The organism is Dietzia sp. WMMA184 (genome assembly GCF_002441635.1).
Classification (GTDB): Bacteria; Actinomycetota; Actinomycetes; order Mycobacteriales; family Mycobacteriaceae; genus Dietzia; species Dietzia kunjamensis.
Genome location: NZ_NXEI01000001.1, coordinates 1,168,980 through 1,188,488, shown reverse-complemented (window position 1 = coordinate 1,188,488; position 19,509 = coordinate 1,168,980). Strand labels below are relative to the sequence as shown.

Genomic DNA, 19,509 nt, shown 5'->3' with positions numbered 1-19,509 from the left:
CAGGCGTCGGGCATCACGATGTTCCACCTCGCGGCGCCCCTCCTCGTCTTCGGCGAGGTGACCCGGCTCGGACTCGCGGACGGGTGGCAGGTCGACACCTGGAGCACAGACGGCGGAGACGTCAACACCGCCGAGGGGATCGTGCTCGGCGACCTCGACGGGCCCGCGACGGCGGAGCAGGCCGACATACTGGTTTTCCCCTCATGGTCTCCGGAACTCCCCGACCGGGATCCGTGCCTGTTATCGATCGTGCGTGGCGCCCATTCCCGGGGCAGCCTGGTGGCGGGGTTGTGCCTCGGTGCCTATCCCGTGGTCGCGAGCGGAGTGCTGGACGGTCGTACCGTCGTCACCCACTGGGAGGGTGCGGCGGAGCTCGCCCTGCGGTACCCGGCGGTCGACGTCCGCTCGTCCGACCTGTACATCGACCACGGGGATGTGATCACCTCCGCGGGGACGGCCGCCTCGCTCGACGCGTGCGTCCACATCGTCCGATCCCGGCTCGGTGCCGCGAAGGCCGCCGTGCTGGCCCGCCGGATCGTGGTGGCGCCGCACCGCGAGGGTGACCAGGCGCAGTACGTGGAACTGCCGGTTCCCGACGGGGGAGACGACGGGGAGGTCAGGGAGACGATCGACTGGGCACTGGCCAATCTCGACCGGCCACTCTCGGTGGACGACCTCGCCGGACACGCCTGCATGAGCAGACGCAGCTTCGCCCGGAAGTTCCGCGCGACCACCGGCACGAGCCCCGGGCGATGGGTGCTGTCGCGTCGGCTCGACCACGCGCGGACGCTGCTCGAGACCACGACCCGCTCGATCGAGGACATCGCCCGCGACTGCGGGTTCGGCAGCGCGGTGACGTTCCGGCAGAACTTCGACGGGAAGTACTCGACGACACCGTCGTCCTACCGCGCCCGGTTCGGGGAGGCGCAGGAGTGAGTTCCACCAGGCCCGTCGCCCCGGACCATGCGGACGCGTCCCGACCGGTAGGGCGGCGCCTGCCCGGTGCGGAACGCGGCCGCAGACGTCATGGCCACGATCTGCGTGACCAGACCATCTAGCCGCCGGACAGGGGCAGGTAGTCGTTGGTCATGGCGGCGGCGCCGTCGACCTCGGTCTCCAGCAGTCCGTTGTCATGCATCCACGACGCGTAGGCCGCCCAGTCCCGGGCTGTCTGCCGCCCGAAATCCTCCTCGGGTAGAAGCGCCAGGGTGGCGTCGATCATCTTCTCCAGCATGTCGGGCTCGTAGGAGCCCTCGGTCACCGGGATGAGGGACTCGAGGGCAATCCGGCGGTCCGCCAACGCGGCCTGCTGCCCGGCCTCGGTTCCGGTGAGGAAGTCGCCCACGCGCTCGGCATAGTCGGCGTCGCCGGCGAGCCGGTTCGGGTTCGCGATGATCACCAGTTCCGCGTAGTCGGGCACCCCGAGTTCGGTGACCGGCATGATCTCGACATCGCCCCGGGCGCCGAGTTCCACGCCTTCGATGTTGCGGAACGCCCCGAAGATCGCGTCCACCTGGTCGGTGAGCAGCGACTGGTTGAGACTCTGCTGCACATTGGGGGTGGATATCGAGTCAGGATCGATTCCGGCCTCACGGGCGATGAAGTCGAGGGTCGGTTCCTGGGAGGCCAGCCCCGACAACCCCACGGTCTTGCCCTCCAGATCGGCTGCGGAGGTGATGCCGGACTCCGTCCTGGCGATCAGGGAGGTCAAGGACGTCGGGATCAGTGCCGCGACCGAGATCACGTCGAGTCCCTGTTCGAGGGCGATGAGCGTGTCGGGCTCGTAGGAGATGGCCAGGTCGACCCGCCCCAGGGACACCTCCCGGGCGGCGTCGGCCGTGTTGGACGGCGTCGTGAACGTCACGTCCACGCCGGCGTCGGCGTAGGTGCCGGTGTGCTGCGCGGTGTACAGGGCCACATGGTCGGGATTGGGGCTCCAGTCGAGCAGAACACTGACCGGGGCGGCGCCGGTCTCGCCTGGCTCGGCGTTGTCCGAGGATGCCTGGCAGCCGGTCAGAGCCACCGCGGCTGCGGCCACCATCGCGAGCATGCGGGCGCCGGGGCGCGTGAGAGTCCGGCGCCGGATCCTGCTGGGTCGTGTGTCCGTCATGATGGGTTCCTTTCCCCGGTGGGTGTGTTCCACGGGCAGATCAGGCGTTCGAGCATGGTCACGCTGGCGAGGAGGACGCTGGACATGATCGTCAGCACCGCCACCTGGGCGAAGACGAAATCGGTCTGGAGCCGGGGGATCGCCTGGAGCATGAGGTAGCCCAGGCCGTTGGTGGAGCCGGTGTACTCGGCGAAGACGGCGGCCACCGGCGCGAAGGTGACCGAGACGCGCAGCCCGGCGAAGCCGCGAGGCGCGGCGAAGGGCAGACGCACCCGCCAGAAGAGCGACCACCTGGTGGCGTGCAGACTCCGCAGGGTGTCGATCATCCGGGCGTCGACCGAGCGGATTCCGGAGAGGAGATTGAGGGCGACCGGGAAGAAGCACAGCAGGGCCACCACGATGACCTTCGGCGCCATGCCGTAGCCGAGGGAGATCGTCAACAGTGGGCCTATCACGATGACCGGGATGGCCTGGGAGGCGACCAGCAGGGGGGTCATGGCCTGACCGACGGCGGGCACGAATCCGCTGATGACGACCACGGTCACCGCGACGACCACTCCGAGGACCACCCCGACGACGGTCTCCGTGGCGGTCAGCAATGTGGCCGAGCCCAGCCGGTCGGGCCAGGTGGATACGAGCGAGTCGAGCACGGCGAGGGGTGAGGGAATGACGTACTCGGGCACGAGCTCGAGCGTGGTGACCGTGATCCACGCGGCGAGGACCAGCAGGAGCGTGACGCAGGCAGGGCCGGCGGAGCGGAGGAATCGCACGGTCATGGGGCGGTGCCGCCTCCGGTCAGGTGGGATTCCCGGGCCAGGGCCTGGAGCACTTCCCGGCGAGCTGTGGCGAAGTCCTCGTCGCCGAGGAGGACCTCGCGGGGGCGGTCGTCACCGAACCATCCCGGCCAGGTGGAGACCACACGCGCCGGGGCGTCGGGCTCGTGTCGTGCGAGCAGGACCACGCGTTCGGCGAGGAGCAGCGCCTCATCGACGTCGTGCGTGACCATGACGAGGGTGGCCGAGGTGTGGGTGATGGTGTCGCGGAGCCACTGCTGGACCTCCGCACGGGTGATCGCGTCGAGCGCACCGAGCGGCTCGTCGGCCAGCAGCACGGGTTTGCGCGCCAGCAGAGCCCGCGTGAGAGCGGCGCGCTGGCGCATGCCCGCGCTGAGAGCTGAGGGACGGGCATCGGACCAGGCGCCCAGTCCCACACGGTCCAGCATGCGCTGGGCCTCGGATCGGGCCACGCGCCGGCGCACTCGTTGGTTGCGGAGACTGATCGCGACGTTGTCGAGCAGGGACAGCCAGGGCAACAGGCTGTCGCCCTGGGGCATCAACGCGCAGGACTCCAGGCGTCGTGCGGGCCGGCGGTCATCGAGGACGGCGGCGGTCCCGGTGGTCGGTTCGACGAGGCCGGCGATCACCGACAGCAGCGTCGACTTACCGCATCCGCTGCGTCCGACAACGGCGATGTGCTCGCCTACCGGAACGGACAGGTTGAGGTCTGCGAGAACCGGGCGGAGCGCGCCCGGATAGGTGTGTCCCAATCCATTTAACGCCACTGCCGTGGTTCCTGGGCGGCTCACGAAAGCCCATGCCAGCGCATCTGACATCCCTCCGCTCGTGTGAACGAGTTCAGGTTCAGCGGGTGTGATCTCAGCCCCGTTCGGTAGGGGCACCCCGTGTCATCGATGCTGATCTTGCGAATCAGCTCGAAGTCCGAACGTACCACCGGCACGTCTCGGGATCTGATGTGCGTCCATGGCTGGAGCGAGGCGCGGGCGGGCCGCCGTCAGTGGAGAGCGGATTGCCGGCCCGTGTCGGCGTGAGTGCGCCCCCGAGAGGATTCGAACCCCTGACCAGCCGGGTAGAAACCGGATGCTCTATCCACTGAGCTACGGAGGCCTGGCGACGCGCGCGTGGGGCGTCGCCGGGAGAATGGTAACCGATCCGGGGGGTGGGTCCGACAGTGGCGAATCGGCCCGGGGGCGCCGCGGTTCCTACGATGGTGGTCATGACGTCGTCGAAGACCGCCCCCGCCACCGCCGGGCGGTTCGGAACCCGCAACATCGTCGCCCTGGTACTGCTCCTGGCGGCGGTGGCGGCCGGGGTGGTGATCCCACTGTCGGCCATGTCCGCCGAGGTGGCGCTCGAGCTGGTGGGCGTGCCCGATCCGGGTCCGCTCACCACGGCCGGCCTCCCGGCGGTCCGGTCGATCGCCGAGCTCCTCGCCGCCGTGGCCGTGGGGGCGGCGCTGTTCGCGGCGTTCTTCACCCCGCCGCAGAAGGACAAGACCCTCGACGTCGACGGTTACCGCATGCAGCAGATCTCGTCGTGGGCGAACATCGCCTGGGCGATCGCCGCGGCACTGCTCATCCCGCTGACCCTGTCGGACGTCTCCGGGCGCACCTTCCTCCAGTCGCTCCCGCCGGACCAGTGGTTGGTCGCGATCAACCAGATCGACATCGCGTCCTCGTGGCGCTGGGCGGCGATCATCGCGCTGGTCGCCGGGATCGGGCAGCGGCTCACGCTGAGCTGGCGATGGTCGGTCATCTGGCTGGCCGTCTCCCTGCTGTCGCTGCTTCCGGTGGCGGCCACGGGCCACGCGTCCGGCAGCACCGCGCACGACCTGGCCACCAACTCGCTGATGATCCACCTGTTCGGCGCCGCGTTCTACGTGGGTGGGCTCGTCGCGCTGATCATCCACACGTGGCGCGGCGGCTCGCGCGTCGCCCTGGCCCTGCGCCGCTACTCGGTGGTCGCGACGGTCGCGATCGTCGCCCTCGGGTTCACGGGCGTGATCAACGCGCTCGTCCGCCTGCACCCGGGTGACCTTCTCACCTCCACCTACGGACTGTTGGTGGTGTCCAAGGCGTTGGCGCTGTGCCTGTTGGCGCTGTTCGGTCTGGCGATCCGCCGCCGGATCATCGCCAAGATCGAGTCGACGGGGGCCAACGCGCCGGTCGACCGGCCCACGCTGCTGCGGATCATCGTGGTGGAGGCCGTCGTCATGGCCGGCACCCTGGGTCTGTCGGTCTCTCTCGGCCGCACCCCGCCGCCGGCGCCGCTGTACGTGCCCACGAGGCAGGAGGCGCTACTGGGCTTCGAGTTGCCCGGGCCCTTCGCGTTCGGAACGGTCTTCGGCACCTGGCGCTTCGACCTGGTCTTGGGGCTGGCCGCGGTGATCCTGCTCGGCCTGTACCTCTGGGGCCTGGTGCGCCTGCGCCGCCGCGGGGACGCCTGGCCGCTGAGCCGCACCGCGTTCTGGGTGGCGGGCTGCGTGATCCTCTTCCTCACCACCAGTTCCGGCATGGGGATGTACATGATGGCCGACTTCGCCAGCCACATGGTGGGCCACATGCTCATCTCGATGCTGGTGCCGGTCCTCCTCGCGCTCGGCGGCCCGTTCACACTGGCCCTGCGCGCACTCCCGGCCGCCGGCCGCGGCAACCCGCCCGGGCCCCGCGAGTGGCTGGTCGAGTTCATCAACAACCCGCTCTCGCACTTCCTCACCCACCCGATCGTGGCGTCGGTGCAGTTCGTGGCCGGTTTCTACCTCATCTACTTCGGCGGGTTCTATCAGACGTTGGCCTCGGAGCACCTGGGCCACATGTTCATGAACGTGCACTTCCTCATCAGCGGCTACCTGTTCTACTGGGTGATCATCGGCGTGGACGCCGCGCCGCGGCACTTCTCGCCGATGTACAAGCTCATGGTCCTGCTGAGTTCGCTGCCCTTCCACGCGTTCTTCGGCATCCTGCTCATGAACACCAAGACCGTGCTGGCCGAGCCCTGGTATTCGGGCATCGGCCTGCCGTGGATCCCGGATCTGCTGCAGAGCCAGCAGGTCGGCGGTGGCGTCGCGTGGGCGGCGGGGGAGATCCCGCTGGTGATCGTCATGTTGGCCCTGGCGTGGCAGTGGTACCAGAGCGACATGCGCGAGGCGCGGCGCGGCGAGCGGCAGGCCGACCGCGACGACGATGCCGAGCTCAAGGCCTACAACGAGATGCTCCGGGAGATGTCCCGCGCCGACCGCCGGCCCTGACCCCGAACACCTCGTCGTCGTCACAGGCGCCGGTTTTCCACACCCCCGCCCCCCTCCACAGGGCGGCCACCGCGGGCGGTGGGAACGAGGGGTGACGACGACGAGGTGGGGCACGCTGCAAGTCACGAGGCCGACGCACGGTCGGCCGAACGTGACAGGAGTGACCCCATGAACGAGACCCACACGACCGTCCGCGGAACCGTGATCACCGACCCCACCACCCGGAGAGTGGGCGACGACCAGGTGTTCACCTTCCGGGTGGCCAGCAACAGCCGCTACCAGGACCGGCTCACCGGCGAATGGAAGACCGGCGGCACTCTGTACTTCTCGGCCAACTGCTGGGGACGCCTCGGGCAACGGGCGTCCGGCGCACTGTGCAAGGGCGACGGCGTGATCCTGCACGGTCGGCTGCTCACCAACGAGTACGAACGCGACGGTCGAATCATGCGCGACCTGGAGATGCGGGTCAGCGCCGTGGGGCCCGACCTGTCCCGCATGGACGTCACCGTGCGCCGCGCCAGGACGGACGCCCCGGTCGAGGGGGCCGGCGTCGACGGGGCGGGTGTCGACGGGGCGGGCGTCGACGAGGGCGGCCTGCGGGGAGCGGCCGAGGACTCCGACGCCATGGCGCTCGGGTCGCTGGACCCGGATGAGCCGGGGTCCGAGCAGAGCGAGGCGGGCGAGTTCGTGGGGGCGGCCGGCGCCTGATGCTCCCGGGGGTGGGGCCGGCGTCCGCCGCGGACGCCGGGGCCGCGGGCGGACACGTAACATGGGGGTCGTGCCCGCGGCCGACCCGCGGTGAAGTGAACTATATGCGCAGGTGAGAGGGTAGAATGGCCGAGTTTATCTACACGATGAAGAAGGTACGCAAGGCGCACGGGGACAAGGTGATCCTCGACGACGTCACGATGTCCTTCTACCCCGGTGCGAAGATCGGCGTCGTGGGCCCCAACGGCGCCGGCAAGTCCTCCATCCTCAAGATCATGGCCGGGATCGACCAGCCCTCCAACGGCGAGGCGTTCCTCGATCCCGAGGCGACCGTCGGCATCCTGCTGCAGGAGCCGGAGCTCGACCAGTCCAAGACCGTCAAGGAGAACGTCGAGGACGGCCTCGGCGAGACGATGGTGCAGCTGCGTCGGTACAACGAGGTCGCCGAGGAGATGGCGACCGACTACACCGACGAGCTCATGGAGGAGATGGGTCGGCTGCAGGAGCAGCTCGACGCCGTGGACGCCTGGGACGTGGACTCCCAGATCGAGCAGGCCATGGACGCCCTGCGCTGCCCGCCGGGCGACTCGCCGGTGACGAACCTGTCCGGTGGCGAGGCGCGTCGGGTGGCGCTGTGCAAGCTGCTGCTGAGCAAGCCCGACCTGCTGCTGCTCGACGAGCCCACCAACCACCTGGACGCCGAGTCCGTCCTGTGGTTGGAGCAGCACCTGGCCGCCTACCCCGGCGCCGTCCTGGCCGTCACACACGACCGGTACTTCCTCGACCACGTCGCGCAGTGGATCTGTGAGGTCGACCGCGGTCAGCTGCACCCCTACGAGGGCAACTACTCCACCTACCTGGAGAAGAAGGCCGAGCGCCTCGAGGTCCAGGGCAAGAAGGACCAGAAGCTGCAGAAGCGGCTCAAGGCCGAGCTCGAGTGGGTGCGCTCCGGTGCCAAGGCGCGCCAGTCCAAGTCCAAGGCCCGTCTGGCCAAGTACGAGGAGATGGCCGCGGAGGCGGAGAAGCACCGCAAGCTCGACTTCGAGGAGATCCAGATCCCCACGCCGCCGCGGCTCGGCAACGTGGTGGTGGACGTCGACAAGCTGACCAAGGGCTTCGACGACCGGGTCCTCATCAAGGACCTGTCGTTCACGCTGCCGCGCAACGGCATCGTCGGCGTGATCGGCCCCAACGGCGTCGGTAAGACGACGCTGTTCAAGACCATCGTGGGCCTGGAGGAGCCGGACTCCGGCACCGTCAAGGTGGGCGACACGGTGAAGCTGAGCTACGTCGACCAGAACCGCGCCAACATCGACCCGGAGAAGTCGGTGTGGGAGGTCGTCTCCGAGGGCAACGACTACATCGAGGTCGGCCAGAACGAGATGCCCTCGCGTGCCTACGTCAGCGCCTTCGGCTTCAAGGGCCCGGACCAGCAGAAGAAGTCCGGCGTCCTGTCCGGTGGTGAGCGCAACCGCCTCAACCTGGCGCTGACGCTCAAGGTCGGCGGCAACCTGATCCTCCTCGATGAGCCCACCAACGACCTCGACACCGAGACGCTGGGCAGCCTGGAGAACGCACTCGAGGACTTCCCGGGCTGCGCCGTGGTCATCTCGCACGACCGCTGGTTCCTGGACCGCACCTGTACCCACATCCTCGCCTGGGAGGGCAACGTGGACGAGGGGCAGTGGTACTGGTTCGAGGGCAACTTCGAGGGCTACGAGAAGAACAAGGTCGAGCGTCTCGGCCCCGACGCGGCCCGCCCGCACCGGGTCACGCACCGCAAGCTCACCAGGGACTGACCGCAGATGGCCACGCCGACCACCCAGGGCTCGGACGCCCCGACCACCGGAACCTCACCCGGGGCCGCCACCGTGGCGGGGGCCGTGCACCGGGTCCGGATCCCGTTGCGCATCTCCGACTTCGTGGGCATGCACGTCAACAACGTGCGGTTCCAGGAGTTCTCGCAGGACGCCCGCCTGATGTGGTTCCGCGAGAAGTTCGGGGTGCCGGGCTCCCGGGTGCCGATCGCGCTGGCGCGGTGGATGGAGATCGATTTTCGCCGCACCATCGCCATGGGCGTGCCCGAGGTGTGGGTGGACGTGCAGGTGGTGCGGGTGGGCCGCACCTCGTTCACGATGCGGACCTCGATCGGCTCCGAGTCGACCGGTGCCGAGCCCTGCGCGGTGGTCGACACCGTGATGGTGGTGACCGCGGCTGACGAGACCACGACACTGGAGATCACCCCCGAGGAGCGCGCGGCGCTGCTCGGGGACCGGGAGGAGGCGGGATGACCATGCGCGACGCCGTGGACGCCGGAACGTTCCGCTGCACCCTGCAGGTGCGGTGGGCGGATTTCGACCAGTACGGCCACGTCAACAACATCAAGTACCTCGAGTACGCGCAGGAGGCGCGGATCCTGTTCATCCGCAGCCGATTCGGACCGTTCGGCCTGGGCAACCTGCCACAGGTCGTGCGGCGCACCGAGATCGACCACCTGCGGCCCGTCCTGCGTGACTCCACCTCGGTGGACGTGGAGATCGACGTCGAACACGTAGGGACCACGTCGTACCAGATCCGCCAGACCATCCTGGACGCGGCGGGCGAGATCTGTTGCACGCTGCGGGTGGTCATGGTCGCCTACGACTCCTCCACCTCGACCGCGGTGGAGATTCCCTCCGGTGTCCGCAACGTGCTGGAGGCGGCCTCACAGCCGGCGGCGATCACCGACCAGGGGCCCGCCACGTGACCGACCAGCTCGTCTACGAGACCGGCGGCCCCCTGGGCGTGTCCGGAGAGCCGGGCCGCAGGGTGTTCACCTCGGCGATGCCGGTCCGGTGGTCGGACCAGGACCTCTACCACCACGTCAACCACGCCCGGATGGTCACGCTCATCGAGGAGGCGCGGATCCCGTGGCTCTTCTCCGAGGGCATGCCCACCGCGACGCTCACCGCGGGTGCGGTGATGACCGACCTGGCGGTGAAGTACCGGGGCCAGGTCAAGCACGCAGACGGCCCCATCCGCGTGCGCATGTGGTGCGAGAAGGTCGGCGGGGCGATGTTCGTGGCCCGGCACGAGGTCCGCGGCCGCATGACGCCGGACTCGGCGCCGCCCGCGGTGGACTGCACAGCCACCATCGCCGCGTTCGACTTGGCAACCCAGCGCCCGCGCCGGTTCACGCGCGCCGAGCGCGACTACCTGCTGGAGTTCCGGCACGAGGACCCGGCGTGATGGCACCCGGACCGGACGCCGGGATGATCCGCGTGCCCGACCCCGCCGACCGCGACGACCTGCGCACCCTCCTCCGGCGCATCCTCCGCCTCGACGAGGCCGCCGTGGTGCGGCTGACCTCCGGGGCCGGGGGCCGGATGCGCGTGTGGGCCCGCACCCCCTTCGGGGCACTGGTCGTCCGCGGACTCGGCGGCGACTGCCCCGGCGGCGACGTCGTGGCAGGTGCGGACCACCTGCTCACCGAACTCGACGTCCTGCCGCGCGGAGACATCGACGGTCGGATCGACCCCGGCATGCCGCTCCTCTCGGCATGGCAGGGACTGCTGCCGCCCGCCGACGGGTTCCAGCCCGTCGAGGACGTGCCGGCCCAGGTGCTGCTCGACCTCACCCGGTCGGGTCGGGAGGCCGCGCGGGAGAACGCCGGGCCCGCCGGCTTGCCGCCGTCGCTGCTCGACCAGGTGGCCCTCACCGTCCGAGCGGACACCGCCCACCCCGTCGGCGTGGACATGCGGACGGTGTTCTCCATGGTGATGTGCGGGTTCGTGCCGGAGAAGGCCGGTTCCGCCCCGGAGGGCGAGCCGGTCCGCGTGAGCGAACGCGGCGCCTGGCTCCGCCTGGACGCCCGGTACGGCACGGTGTTCCGCCGGACCGACTCCCTCACCCTCGAACCACTGCGGTGACCGCTCCCGACTTCTCCATCTCCTGGCCCGGGCGGGGCCGCGCCGCGGCCTCGGGTGCCGACGGACCGGTCCCGCGGATCGAGGCCCTCGTCACCGGCGACGCGGATCGCGCCGACGGGGCCGGGTTCGTCGCCGAGGGGGCCGTGCTGGTCGGCGACGGCGCGCGCATCGCCGAGGCCCACGACGCGCTGGACGCGCACGGCCTCGCGCCCTGCGGCGCCGCGCAGGTGGTCTACCTCGACCCGCCGTACAACCGCGGGGGCCGGTTCGACGCCTACCACGACAACATGCCGCGCCACGAGTGGCTCGACTACATCGAGACCCGGCTCGTGGTGGCCCGCGACCTGCTCGCCGAGACCGGAACCGTGTGGGTACACCTCGACGACGCCGAAGCCCACCGGGTGCGTTGCCTGCTCGACGAGATCTTCGGCGCCGACGCGTTCATCGCGGACCTCACGGTGGAGAGTAACCCCAAGGGACGGCAACTGGACCGCTTCTTCGCCGGTTCGCACGACCGTCTGATGGTGTACGCCCGTGACCCCGAGCACGTGCGGCTGGCGGGCGGGGTGGCCTCGGCGGTCGATCCGGCGGACTTCCCGCACCGGGGCGTCGACGGGGTCAGCTTCCGGCTCCTACCGCTGCGCAACACCAACAAGCGTTTCAACCCGCGGACCACGCCCACCATGACGTACCCACTCTACGGCGACCCGGTCACCGGCGAGGTGTCGGTGGAACCGGGCGGGGGACTGGAAGAGATCCTCCCGGTCTTCGGCGATCTCACCCCTGCGGTGTGGCGGTGGTCGCGAGAGCGGGCGCGGGAACGCGTCGGCGACCTGGTGTGCCGGACGGTGAAGGGTCGCTCGGGACCCCGGGTCGACATCTACCAACGGGACCGGTTCGAGGCGGGTCGGATCAAGAAGCTCAAGACCATCTGGCTGTCCCAGGAGGTCGGCTCGACGGACACCGCGCGAGCCGAACTGAGGGCGGCCGGGGTCGACGGGTTCCGCACCCCCAAGCCGGAAGCGCTGATGCGGCGGGTCGTCGAACTGGCCACCGACCCCGGCGAACTGGTCGTGGACCTGTTCGCCGGGTCCGGGACCACGGCGGTCGCGGCCCGTGCGCTGGGCCGGCGCTGGGTGGTGGTCGAACGCAACCCCGAGACGGTCCGCGACGTGCTGGTGCCGAGGTTGCGCGTCGGCTCCGACGACGGTTAGCGGAGCATTAGTCCGCCGCCGTCGACCATCATCGTCTGGCCGGTCATGTACGACGCGTCGTCGCTGGCCAGGAAGACCGCGACCCGGCCGATGTCGGACTCGGGATCCCCGAAACGGCGCATCGGGGTGCCGGACAGGAGCCGCTTCTCGATCCCCGGGTTCGCCTCGATGTAGGCTTCCACGCCCTCGGTGAGCGCGAGGGGGGAGATGACGTTGACGTTGATCCCGTCGCGCGCCCACTCGTTGGCGGCCACCCGGCTGATCGCGCGGATCGCCTCCTTCGCCGCGGCGTACGACGCCTGGGTGGGGCTGCCGTCGATGCCGGCGCCGGAGGCGAAGTTGATCACCGACCCGTCCCGCCTTGCCAGATGCGGGTGCGCGGCCTTCATCAGCCAGAACGTCGGGTAGAAGCCGGTGGAGAAGGACAGGTCCATCATGTCGCCGGTGGTCTCGAGCAGTGGTGCCTGTCGGGACGCGTGGGCGTTGTTGACCAGGACGTCGAGGTGCCCGAACGCGTCCACGGCGGCCGCGACGATCGATGCGGCGTTGGCCTCGACCGAGATGTCCGAGTGGAGGTAGCGCACCTGCTCACCGAGCTCGGCGGCGAGCGCGTCCCCGGCGTCGTCGTTGATGTCCACCACGAGGACGTTGGCGCCCTCCTTGACGAACGCACGGGTGATGCCGCGGCCGATCCCGCCGGCACCGCCGGTGACGATCGCGGTCTTGTCGGAAAGTCGCACGTCGAAGCCCTTCAGGAGTCCTGCAGCCACACGGCGGTGTCCGGTGGCAGATCCCTCCCGTCGAGTGGGCCGGAGGCGAGGAGGATCTCGCCGTCGGGCAGGGGCACCGTCCGAGGGGATGTGTTGATCATGCACAGGATCCCGCCGCCTTCGCGCCGAAACGCCTGACACCCGTCAAGTTCACTTTCCCAGACGATCGCTTCCGTGTCCGCCGTCGGCCAGGACTGCCTGATCCCGATCGCCGTCCGGTACAGCGACAGCACGGAGTCGGGGTCCTCCCGCTGGGCGACGACCGTGAGGTGCGACCATCCCTCGGGCATCGGCAACCAGGTGTCGTCGGCGGTCGAGAACCCGTACGGGGGCCGGTCGCCCTCCCACGGGATCGGCACGCGGCAGTGGTCACGGCCCATCTCGGCGTGGCCGGTGCGTTCCCAGGTGGGGTCGGTGAGCCGATCGTGGGGGATCGCAAAATCGCTGGGCAGACCGAGCTCGGCACCGTTGTAGAGGAACGCGATCCCCGGCAGTGCGAGGGTCACCAGGAGCATGGCGCGGGCCCGGGCGGTGCCGACGGCCCCGTTGCCGTACCGGGTCACCTCGCGGACGACGTCGTGGTTCGACAGCGCCCACGTGGGTGCCGCCCGCGAGACCCGTGCGGCCTCGAGCGTGGAGTCGATCGCCTCGCGCAGGGCGCGCGCGTCGAACGGGGCGCCGGTGAGGGCGAAGTGGAACGCGAAGTGCAGCTCGTCGGGCCGGAGGTAGCGTGCGAACCGCTCGGTCGGTCCCACCCACACCTCGCCGAAGGCGGCGGCGCCCGGGTAGTCGTCGAGGACGCGGCGGATCCGTCGGTGGATGTCGTGGACGCCGGGTCGGTCCCAGCGCGCGTCGCGGGGGTCGACGACGAGCTGGGCGATCTCCACGTCGTCGGGTAGGTCCGCCAGGTCGTCGGGTTTGGCCAGCCCGTGGGCCACGTCGATCCGGAAGCCGTCGACCCCCAGGTCCAGCCAGAACCGCAGGGTCCGCTCGAGATCGTCGGCGACCTCGGGATTCGTCCAGTCCAGGTCCGGCTGTTCGGGGGCGAAGAGGTGGAGGTACCACTGGCCGGGCGTGCCGTCGGGCTCGGTGACGCGGGTCCAGGCGGGTCCGCCGAACACCGACGGCCAGTTGTTCGGCGGTTCGGAGCCGTCCTCGCCGCGGCCGTCCCGGAAGAGATAGCGCGCGCGTTCCGGGCTGCCCGGTCCGGCGGCGACCGCGGCGGCGAACCAGGGGTGCTCGATGCTGGTGTGATTGGGCACCAGGTCCATGATGAGCACCTTGCGGGCGGCGTGGAGCCGCCCGAGGAGCTCACGCAGCGTGTCGACGCTGCCGAACAGCGGATCCACGTCCCGCGGGTCGGACACGTCGTATCCGTGGTCGGCGCCGGGGGAGCGCATGATCGGGGAGAACCACACCCCGTCGACGCCCAGATGGTCCAGGTGGTCGAGGCGGTCGATCACGCCCTGCAGGTCACCGACGCCGTCGCCGTCGGAGTCGGCGAACGACCGCGGGTAGATCTGGTAGAGGACCATGTCCTCCCACCGGCGCGTCGCGTGGGAGGGAGGCCTCACCCGATCTCCGCGGTGTTGACCATCATTGCCGCGGCGCGGGTGAGGTAGTCGACCAGCGCGGCCCGGTGTTCGTCGTCCAGCGTCTCGCGGTCGATCGTGTCCACGGCGGCCAGCATGTGGGTGAGCCAGGCGTCGTGGGCGGCGCGGTCGACGACGTACGGGTTGTGCCGCATCCGCAGCCTCGGGTGCCCGCGCTGCTCGGAGTAGGTGGTGGGCCCTCCCCAGTACTGCTCGAGGAACATCCGCAGGCGGTCCTCGGCCGGCCCCAGGTCCTCCTCGGGGTACATCGGGCGCAGCACGGGGTCGCCCGCCACCCGGCGGTAGAACTCGTGGACGATCTTCCGGAACGTCTCCGCTCCACCGATCTCGTCATAAAAGGTGCTGCTGCTCATGCCTCCCATCATGCCTGCCCAGGCGCTCGTGGGGCCCCTGGGCAGGTGGTGACGGGTGGGCGGTGGTGGCCGGACCCCCCGGGGACGACGACGACGAGATCCCGCGACGGCGACCCGGATCCGCCCGCCCGCCGGGCCGAACCGGCGGGGTCGGCCACCTTCTGCTACGCGTTAGCCGCACGAAGTGTTCACCGAAGGTGCATCATCGTGGCAGGCGAGGTTCACGACGAGCCCGGACACGGCTGATGCACTGGGCTCGGGGCAGACGAGCGGAGACCGACCATGGGCACTGCAGTGCGCGAGAACACGGAGTACCGACAACGGGGTTCACGATCCCCCTCCCGGCTGGAACCGGTCCCGGACCGGCACGTCCCGCTGTCTTCCGCCCCGCGCGTCCTGCTGCTCAACGCCAGTTACGAGGCCCTGACGGCCCTGCCCGCCCGCCGCGCGGTGGTGATGTTGATCGGCGGTAAGGCCGACGTGGTCCATGACCACCCGGTCGAGCTCCTGGTCCGCTCGGTGGACACCGCGATCCGCGTGCCGTCGGTGATCCGACTGCGCGAATACGTCCGGATCCCGTACCGCTCGCAGGTCCCCATGACCCGCGCGGCGCTCATGCACCGCGACGGCCACAGGTGCGGCTATTGCGGCGCCAAGGCCACCACCGTCGACCACGTCATCCCGCGCAGCCGCGGGGGAGCGCACGGGTGGGAGAACTGCGTAGCCTCCTGTGCGCCGTGCAACCACCGCAAGGCCGACAAGCTGCTCTCCGAGCTCGGCTGGGAGCTGCGGGTGCCCCTCGCCGCGCCGCGGGGCCGGACCTGGCGGTTGGTCTCCCAGTTGCGGGAGATCGGCCCGCACTGGGAGGACTACCTCTACCTCGACGCCGCCTGACCGACCGGTGTGGCCGCCCGGCCGACCGGCCGGTCAGCCGGCCTCGGCCGCGTCGACGGCCCGGGCGTCCAGAGCCCGGACCATGTCGGCGGTCTGCTCGGCGATGATCCGCCGGAGGGCCGACGGGTGGGTCTCGTCCGCGACGACCTGCTCGAAACGCTCGACGGTGTCGCGGTCCACCGCCCAGGACGGGAAGAGCCCCTCGGCGACGGTCTGGGCGAGATCGCCGGGTCGTGCCCTCCACAGCGCAGTGACGTCGTCCAGGTAGCGCTCGCAGAGGCCGGTGAGCAGGTGCTCCTGACCGGGCAGGTCGACACCCAGGAGCGTGGCGCGCACGATCGCGTTGGTGGGGGCGTCGGCACCGGTCTCCAGCAGCAGCTGCTCGGCCTCCTCCTTGGCTCCGACGGTGGGGCGGGCGGCACGCGCGGTGGCGGCCCGCCGGGCTCCGCCGGCGGTGTCGTCGGTGGCCAGTTCCGCCTCGATGCGGTCGGTGTCCGCGGCGCCGGCGGCGACCAGCGCGGTGAGCACGGTCCAGCGTAGGTCCGTGTCGACGACGAGGCCGGGCAGTCCCGCCTCGTCGGCTCCGGCGTCGAGGAGCGTGGCGAGCACGCGCCCCTGATCGACACCGATGGGGCAGGCGCACAGGGCGGTGAGGAACGCCAGCTGGTGATCGGACCCCGCCTCGGCGTCGCGGGCCGCGGTGAGCATGGCCGCGGAGAACGTCTTCCAGCCGGTGGCGGCGGCCCAGTCCGGGTCGGCGTACCGGGCCAGGGCTGTCTGGGCCTGGGTGAGTACCCTCTGCACCACGCCGATGTGGGACTCACGCGGCACGGCCCGGGCCACGACCTCGACGAACCGGCGGGCCGGCAGGCGCCCCTCCCGCGTCATCTCCCACAGTGCGGACCAGCACAGCGTCCGCGCCAGCGGGTCCGCGACGTCCTCGAGCGACTCCAGGACGGTGGCCAGGGACCGCTCGTCGAGCCGGACCGAGCAGTAGGTCAGGTCGTCGTCGTTGGGCAGGATCAGATCGGGCACGTGCTGCCCGGCGAGCGAGGCGACGGGCGTCCGCTCACCGGAGATGTCCAGCTCGGCCCGTTCGGTGCGCACGATCGCACCGGACCCGTCGCGGCTGTACAGGCCCACGCCGAGCCGGTGGGTGCGCAGCTCGCCGGCGCCCGGGGACGCCGGGCCCTGGACCACGGTCAGGTCGTCGATCGTGCGGGAGTCGCCACCTGTCGTGACCTCGACGGAGATCGGGTTGATGCCGGTCGTGCGTAGCCACTGGTCGGCCCAGCCCGACAGGTCGCGCCCCGACGATGCCTCCAGTGCGGAGAGCAGGTCGTCGAACCGGGCGTTACCGAAGGCGTGGTCGGCGAAGTACGCGCGCAGACCGGCCAGGAACGGCTCGCGACCGACATAGGCCACGAGCTGCTTGAGTACCGAGGCGCCCTTGGCGTAGGTGATCCCGTCGAAGTTCGTCTCCACCGTCTCCAGGTCGGTCATGTCCGCGGCGACGGGGTGTGTGGAGGGCAGCTGGTCCTGGCGGTACGCCCACGACTTCTCCACGATCGCGAAGGTCGTCCAGGCGTCCGTGTACTGCGTCGCGTCGACCTGGGCCAGCACCGAGGCGAACGTGGCGAAGGATTCGTTGAGCCACAGGTCGTCCCACCAGAACATGGTCACCAGATCGCCGAACCACATGTGGGCCATCTCGTGCAGGATCGTCTCGTTGCGCCGTTCGTAGCGGTAGCCGGTGGCCCGGGAGCGGAAGACGTAGTCCTCGAGGAACGTCACGGCACCGGCGTTCTCCATGGCACCGGCGTTGAACTCTGGGACGAATATCTGGTCGTACTTGCCGAACGCGTACGGCAGGCCGAACTCACGGTGGTAGAAGCCGAAGCCCTCCTTGGTCTCGGCGAACAGGCGTTCCGAGTCGAGGAACTCCGCCAGCGACGCCCGGCACAGCAGGCGTAGAGGAATGGTGCCGTGCTCGTCGGTGTAGGCGTCCTCCACCACGTGGTACGGGCCCGCGATGAGGGCGACGAGGTACGTCGACATGATCTCGGTGGGGGCGAAGCGGTGCACCACGCCACCGCCGGGGGCCGGGGACTCCTGGGCCGGGGTGTTGGCCACCACCACCCACTGCTCGGGCGCGGTCACCGTCAGGGTGTAGCGGGCTTTGAGGTCGGGCTGGTCGAAGCAGGCGAACACCCGCTTGGCGTCCGCCGTCTCGAACTGCGAGTAGAGATAGACCTCCCCGTCGGCCGGGTCGACCATCCGGTGCAGGCCCTCACCGGTGGTGGTGTACGCCAGATCGGCGTCCACGATCAGCTCATTGTTCTCCTGCAGGTCGGGCAGGGTGATGCCGTCCTCGTCGTCGTACCGCTCGTCGCCGGGGGCCGGGAACAGTTCCCGGCCGTTCAGGGTCGCCGACCGGATCACGGCCGCGCGGAGGTCGATGAAGGTCTCCGCACCCGGACGCGAGCAGGAGAACCGCACCACGGTGCGCGAACGGAAGGTGTCGGTCCCGGGACTGCCGTGGCCGTCGGTGAGATCGATCTCCACGTCGTACGACTCGACGGCGAGCAGTTCCGACCGGGCGGCGGCGTCGGCGCGGGTGAGGTTGAGCGAGCGCATCGGTGAGGACCTCGGTTCGGTGGGGGTTCGGCTACCGCACCAGTCCTACCACCCGGCGGGGAGCCGAGGCGGCCGCAGTGGCGGCGGCCGCCGGAGACGGGGAGGATGGGGTCATGACATCAACTACCCGGTCCGCCACCCGCTCCGTCGACTTCTGGTTCGACCCGCTGTGTCCGTTCGCGTGGGTCACCAGCCGCTGGATCCTCGAGGTGGAGAAGGTCCGCGACATCTCTCTGACGTGGAACGTCATGAGCCTGTCCGTGCTCAACGAGGGTCGCGACCTGCCCGAGGACTACACGGCACTGATGCAGCGCGGCTGGGGGCCGGTGCGCGTGGCCATCGCCGCGGCGAAGCTCCACGGTCCGGAGGTCCTCGGGACGCTGTACACCGAGTTGGGCACCCGCATCCACGATCAGGGCCGCGGCATCGAGGACCCCACCGTGATCACCGAGGCGCTCCAGGCTGCAGGCCTGGACGCCGACCTCGCCGCCGCCGCGGGGACCGACGAGTACGACGACGAGCTGCGCGCCTCCCACCACCGTGGGATGGACCCGGTGGGCGACGAGGTCGGGACCCCGGTCCTCCACGTCGACGGCACCGCGTTCTTCGGTCCCGTCCTCACCCGCATCCCGCGAGGCGAGGACGCCGGCAAGGTCTTCGACGGCGCCGCCATGCTCGCCGACTACCCGTACTTCTTCGAGCTCAAGCGAAGCCGTACCGAGGACCCGCAGTTCGACTGAGACCCGGGGGTGGGGTCGCGGTCGCGCGTGGCAGAATCGCGGTCATGCGCATCTACCTGGGGGCGGACCACGCCGGCTTCGAGACCAAGAACGCCATCGCCGAGCACCTGAAGGCCTCCGGGCACGAGGTGGTCGACTGCGGCGCCCACACCTACGACGCCGAGGACGACTACCCGGCCTTCTGCATCGACGCGGCAGCCAAGGTCGTCGCGGACCCGGGCAGCCTCGGGATCGTGCTCGGCGGCTCCGGCAACGGCGAGCAGATCGCGGCCAACAAGGTCCCCGGCGCCCGCTGCGCCCTGGCGTGGAGCGTCGAGACCGCGCGGCTGGCGCGTGAGCACAACAACGCCCAGCTCATCGGCATCGGGGGCCGCATGCACTCGGAGGAGGAGGCGCTCGCGATCGTCGACGCCTTCCTCGACCAGGAGTGGTCGGGGGTCGAGCGTCATCAGCGGCGCATCGACATCCTCGCCGAGTACGAGGCCACCCACGAGGCCCCGCCCGTCCCCGGCGCCTGA

The 19,509-nt window shown here is 70.3% G+C and carries 19 protein-coding genes, 1 tRNA gene and 1 riboswitch; of the genes, 12 read left to right on the top strand and 8 right to left on the bottom strand.

Going from position 1 to position 19,509, the window contains the following annotated elements; all coding sequences use genetic code 11:
* Positions 1-18 precede the first annotated feature (18 nt).
* Positions 19-936: a GlxA family transcriptional regulator gene (locus tag CK206_RS05475; RefSeq protein ID WP_254050488.1), complete on the top strand. Its 918-nt coding sequence runs from the start codon at positions 19-21 to the stop codon at positions 934-936.
* 118 nt (positions 937-1,054) lie between these two features.
* Here CK206_RS05475 and CK206_RS05470 read toward each other — a convergent pair whose 3' ends face one another.
* The 4 genes from CK206_RS05470 to CK206_RS05455 all read right to left on the bottom strand — a co-directional run bounded on the left by CK206_RS05470 (position 1,055) and on the right by CK206_RS05455 (position 4,014).
* A complete protein-coding gene (locus tag CK206_RS05470; RefSeq protein ID WP_096905809.1) occupies positions 1,055-2,110 on the bottom strand; it encodes an ABC transporter substrate-binding protein in 1,056 nt (351 codons plus the stop codon).
* Entirely contained in the window at positions 2,107-2,886 is a 780-nt protein-coding gene (locus tag CK206_RS05465; RefSeq protein ID WP_096905808.1) for an ABC transporter permease, read from the bottom strand. Before CK206_RS05465 ends, CK206_RS05470 begins: the two co-directional genes overlap by 4 nt.
* Positions 2,883-3,656 (bottom strand): ABC transporter ATP-binding protein, encoded by a 774-nt coding sequence (locus tag CK206_RS05460; RefSeq protein WP_254050487.1) that lies wholly within the window; start codon positions 3,654-3,656, stop codon positions 2,883-2,885. The genes CK206_RS05465 and CK206_RS05460 overlap by 4 nt, the downstream gene beginning before the upstream one ends.
* Before the next feature lie 48 nt (positions 3,657-3,704).
* Positions 3,705-3,802, bottom strand: a riboswitch (TPP riboswitch).
* A gap of 139 nt (positions 3,803-3,941) precedes the next feature.
* Positions 3,942-4,014 (bottom strand) — tRNA-Arg (locus CK206_RS05455).
* Between the two features lie 109 nt (positions 4,015-4,123).
* On the opposite strand from CK206_RS05455, the gene CK206_RS05450 reads away from it, so the two are divergent.
* From CK206_RS05450 to CK206_RS05415, 8 genes are all read left to right on the top strand, one after another.
* Positions 4,124-6,154: a cytochrome c oxidase assembly protein gene (locus tag CK206_RS05450; protein ID WP_096907300.1), complete on the top strand. Its 2,031-nt coding sequence runs from the start codon at positions 4,124-4,126 to the stop codon at positions 6,152-6,154.
* A gap of 168 nt (positions 6,155-6,322) precedes the next feature.
* Positions 6,323-6,862, top strand: coding sequence for a single-stranded DNA-binding protein (locus CK206_RS05445; protein ID WP_096905806.1), 540 nt, complete (start codon positions 6,323-6,325; stop codon positions 6,860-6,862).
* 125 nt (positions 6,863-6,987) lie between these two features.
* Positions 6,988-8,661: an energy-dependent translational throttle protein EttA gene (ettA, locus tag CK206_RS05440; protein WP_067719805.1), complete on the top strand. Its 1,674-nt coding sequence runs from the start codon at positions 6,988-6,990 to the stop codon at positions 8,659-8,661.
* Positions 8,662-8,667: 6 nt separating this feature from the next.
* Entirely contained in the window at positions 8,668-9,153 is a 486-nt protein-coding gene (locus CK206_RS05435) for a thioesterase family protein (RefSeq protein ID WP_254050486.1), read from the top strand.
* The gene (locus tag CK206_RS05430; protein WP_069389358.1) at positions 9,150-9,608 is read left to right on the top strand and encodes a thioesterase family protein; all 459 of its coding nucleotides are present in this window, start codon (positions 9,150-9,152) and stop codon (positions 9,606-9,608) included. Before CK206_RS05435 ends, CK206_RS05430 begins: the two co-directional genes overlap by 4 nt.
* Positions 9,605-10,090 carry a thioesterase family protein gene (locus CK206_RS05425; protein WP_096905805.1) on the top strand — a complete coding sequence of 162 codons (486 nt, stop codon included), beginning with the start codon at positions 9,605-9,607 and terminating at the stop codon, positions 10,088-10,090. Before CK206_RS05430 ends, CK206_RS05425 begins: the two co-directional genes overlap by 4 nt.
* Positions 10,090-10,770, top strand: coding sequence for a hypothetical protein (locus CK206_RS05420; RefSeq protein WP_082924105.1), 681 nt, complete (start codon positions 10,090-10,092; stop codon positions 10,768-10,770). The genes CK206_RS05425 and CK206_RS05420 overlap by 1 nt, the downstream gene beginning before the upstream one ends.
* The gene (locus CK206_RS05415) at positions 10,767-11,984 is read left to right on the top strand and encodes a site-specific DNA-methyltransferase (protein WP_096905804.1); all 1,218 of its coding nucleotides are present in this window, start codon (positions 10,767-10,769) and stop codon (positions 11,982-11,984) included. The genes CK206_RS05420 and CK206_RS05415 overlap by 4 nt, the downstream gene beginning before the upstream one ends.
* On the opposite strand, the gene CK206_RS05410 is transcribed toward CK206_RS05415, so the two are convergent.
* Genes CK206_RS05410 through CK206_RS05400 form a run of 3 tightly spaced genes read right to left on the bottom strand, consistent with a single transcriptional unit; the run spans position 11,981 to position 14,720 of the window.
* The gene (locus CK206_RS05410; RefSeq protein WP_096907298.1) at positions 11,981-12,724 is read right to left on the bottom strand and encodes an SDR family NAD(P)-dependent oxidoreductase; all 744 of its coding nucleotides are present in this window, start codon (positions 12,722-12,724) and stop codon (positions 11,981-11,983) included. The two genes, CK206_RS05415 and CK206_RS05410, sit on opposite strands and share 4 nt — an antisense overlap.
* Positions 12,725-12,735: 11 nt before the next feature.
* Complete coding sequence (locus CK206_RS05405) at positions 12,736-14,289, bottom strand: glycoside hydrolase family 13 protein (RefSeq protein ID WP_096905803.1); 1,554 nt, start codon at positions 14,287-14,289, stop codon at positions 12,736-12,738.
* Between the two features lie 35 nt (positions 14,290-14,324).
* The gene (locus tag CK206_RS05400; RefSeq protein WP_096905802.1) at positions 14,325-14,720 is read right to left on the bottom strand and encodes a globin; all 396 of its coding nucleotides are present in this window, start codon (positions 14,718-14,720) and stop codon (positions 14,325-14,327) included.
* Positions 14,721-15,002: 282 nt separating this feature from the next.
* Here CK206_RS05400 and CK206_RS05395 point away from each other — a divergent pair, with 282 nt between their 5' ends.
* Entirely contained in the window at positions 15,003-15,614 is a 612-nt protein-coding gene (locus CK206_RS05395; protein ID WP_096905801.1) for an HNH endonuclease, read from the top strand.
* A 33-nt stretch (positions 15,615-15,647) separates the two neighbouring features.
* Here the strand turns inward: CK206_RS05395 and pepN are convergent, their stop codons facing one another.
* A complete protein-coding gene (pepN, locus tag CK206_RS05390) occupies positions 15,648-18,251 on the bottom strand; it encodes an aminopeptidase N (RefSeq protein ID WP_096905800.1) in 2,604 nt (867 codons plus the stop codon).
* 113 nt (positions 18,252-18,364) lie between these two features.
* On the opposite strand from pepN, the gene CK206_RS05385 reads away from it, so the two are divergent.
* Together CK206_RS05385 and CK206_RS05380 are read left to right on the top strand one after the other, a co-directional pair.
* On the top strand, positions 18,365-18,991 hold the full coding sequence (locus CK206_RS05385; protein ID WP_067719785.1) for a DsbA family protein: 627 nt from the start codon (positions 18,365-18,367) through the stop codon (positions 18,989-18,991).
* A 44-nt stretch (positions 18,992-19,035) separates the two neighbouring features.
* On the top strand, positions 19,036-19,509 hold the full coding sequence (locus tag CK206_RS05380; RefSeq protein ID WP_096905799.1) for a ribose-5-phosphate isomerase: 474 nt from the start codon (positions 19,036-19,038) through the stop codon (positions 19,507-19,509).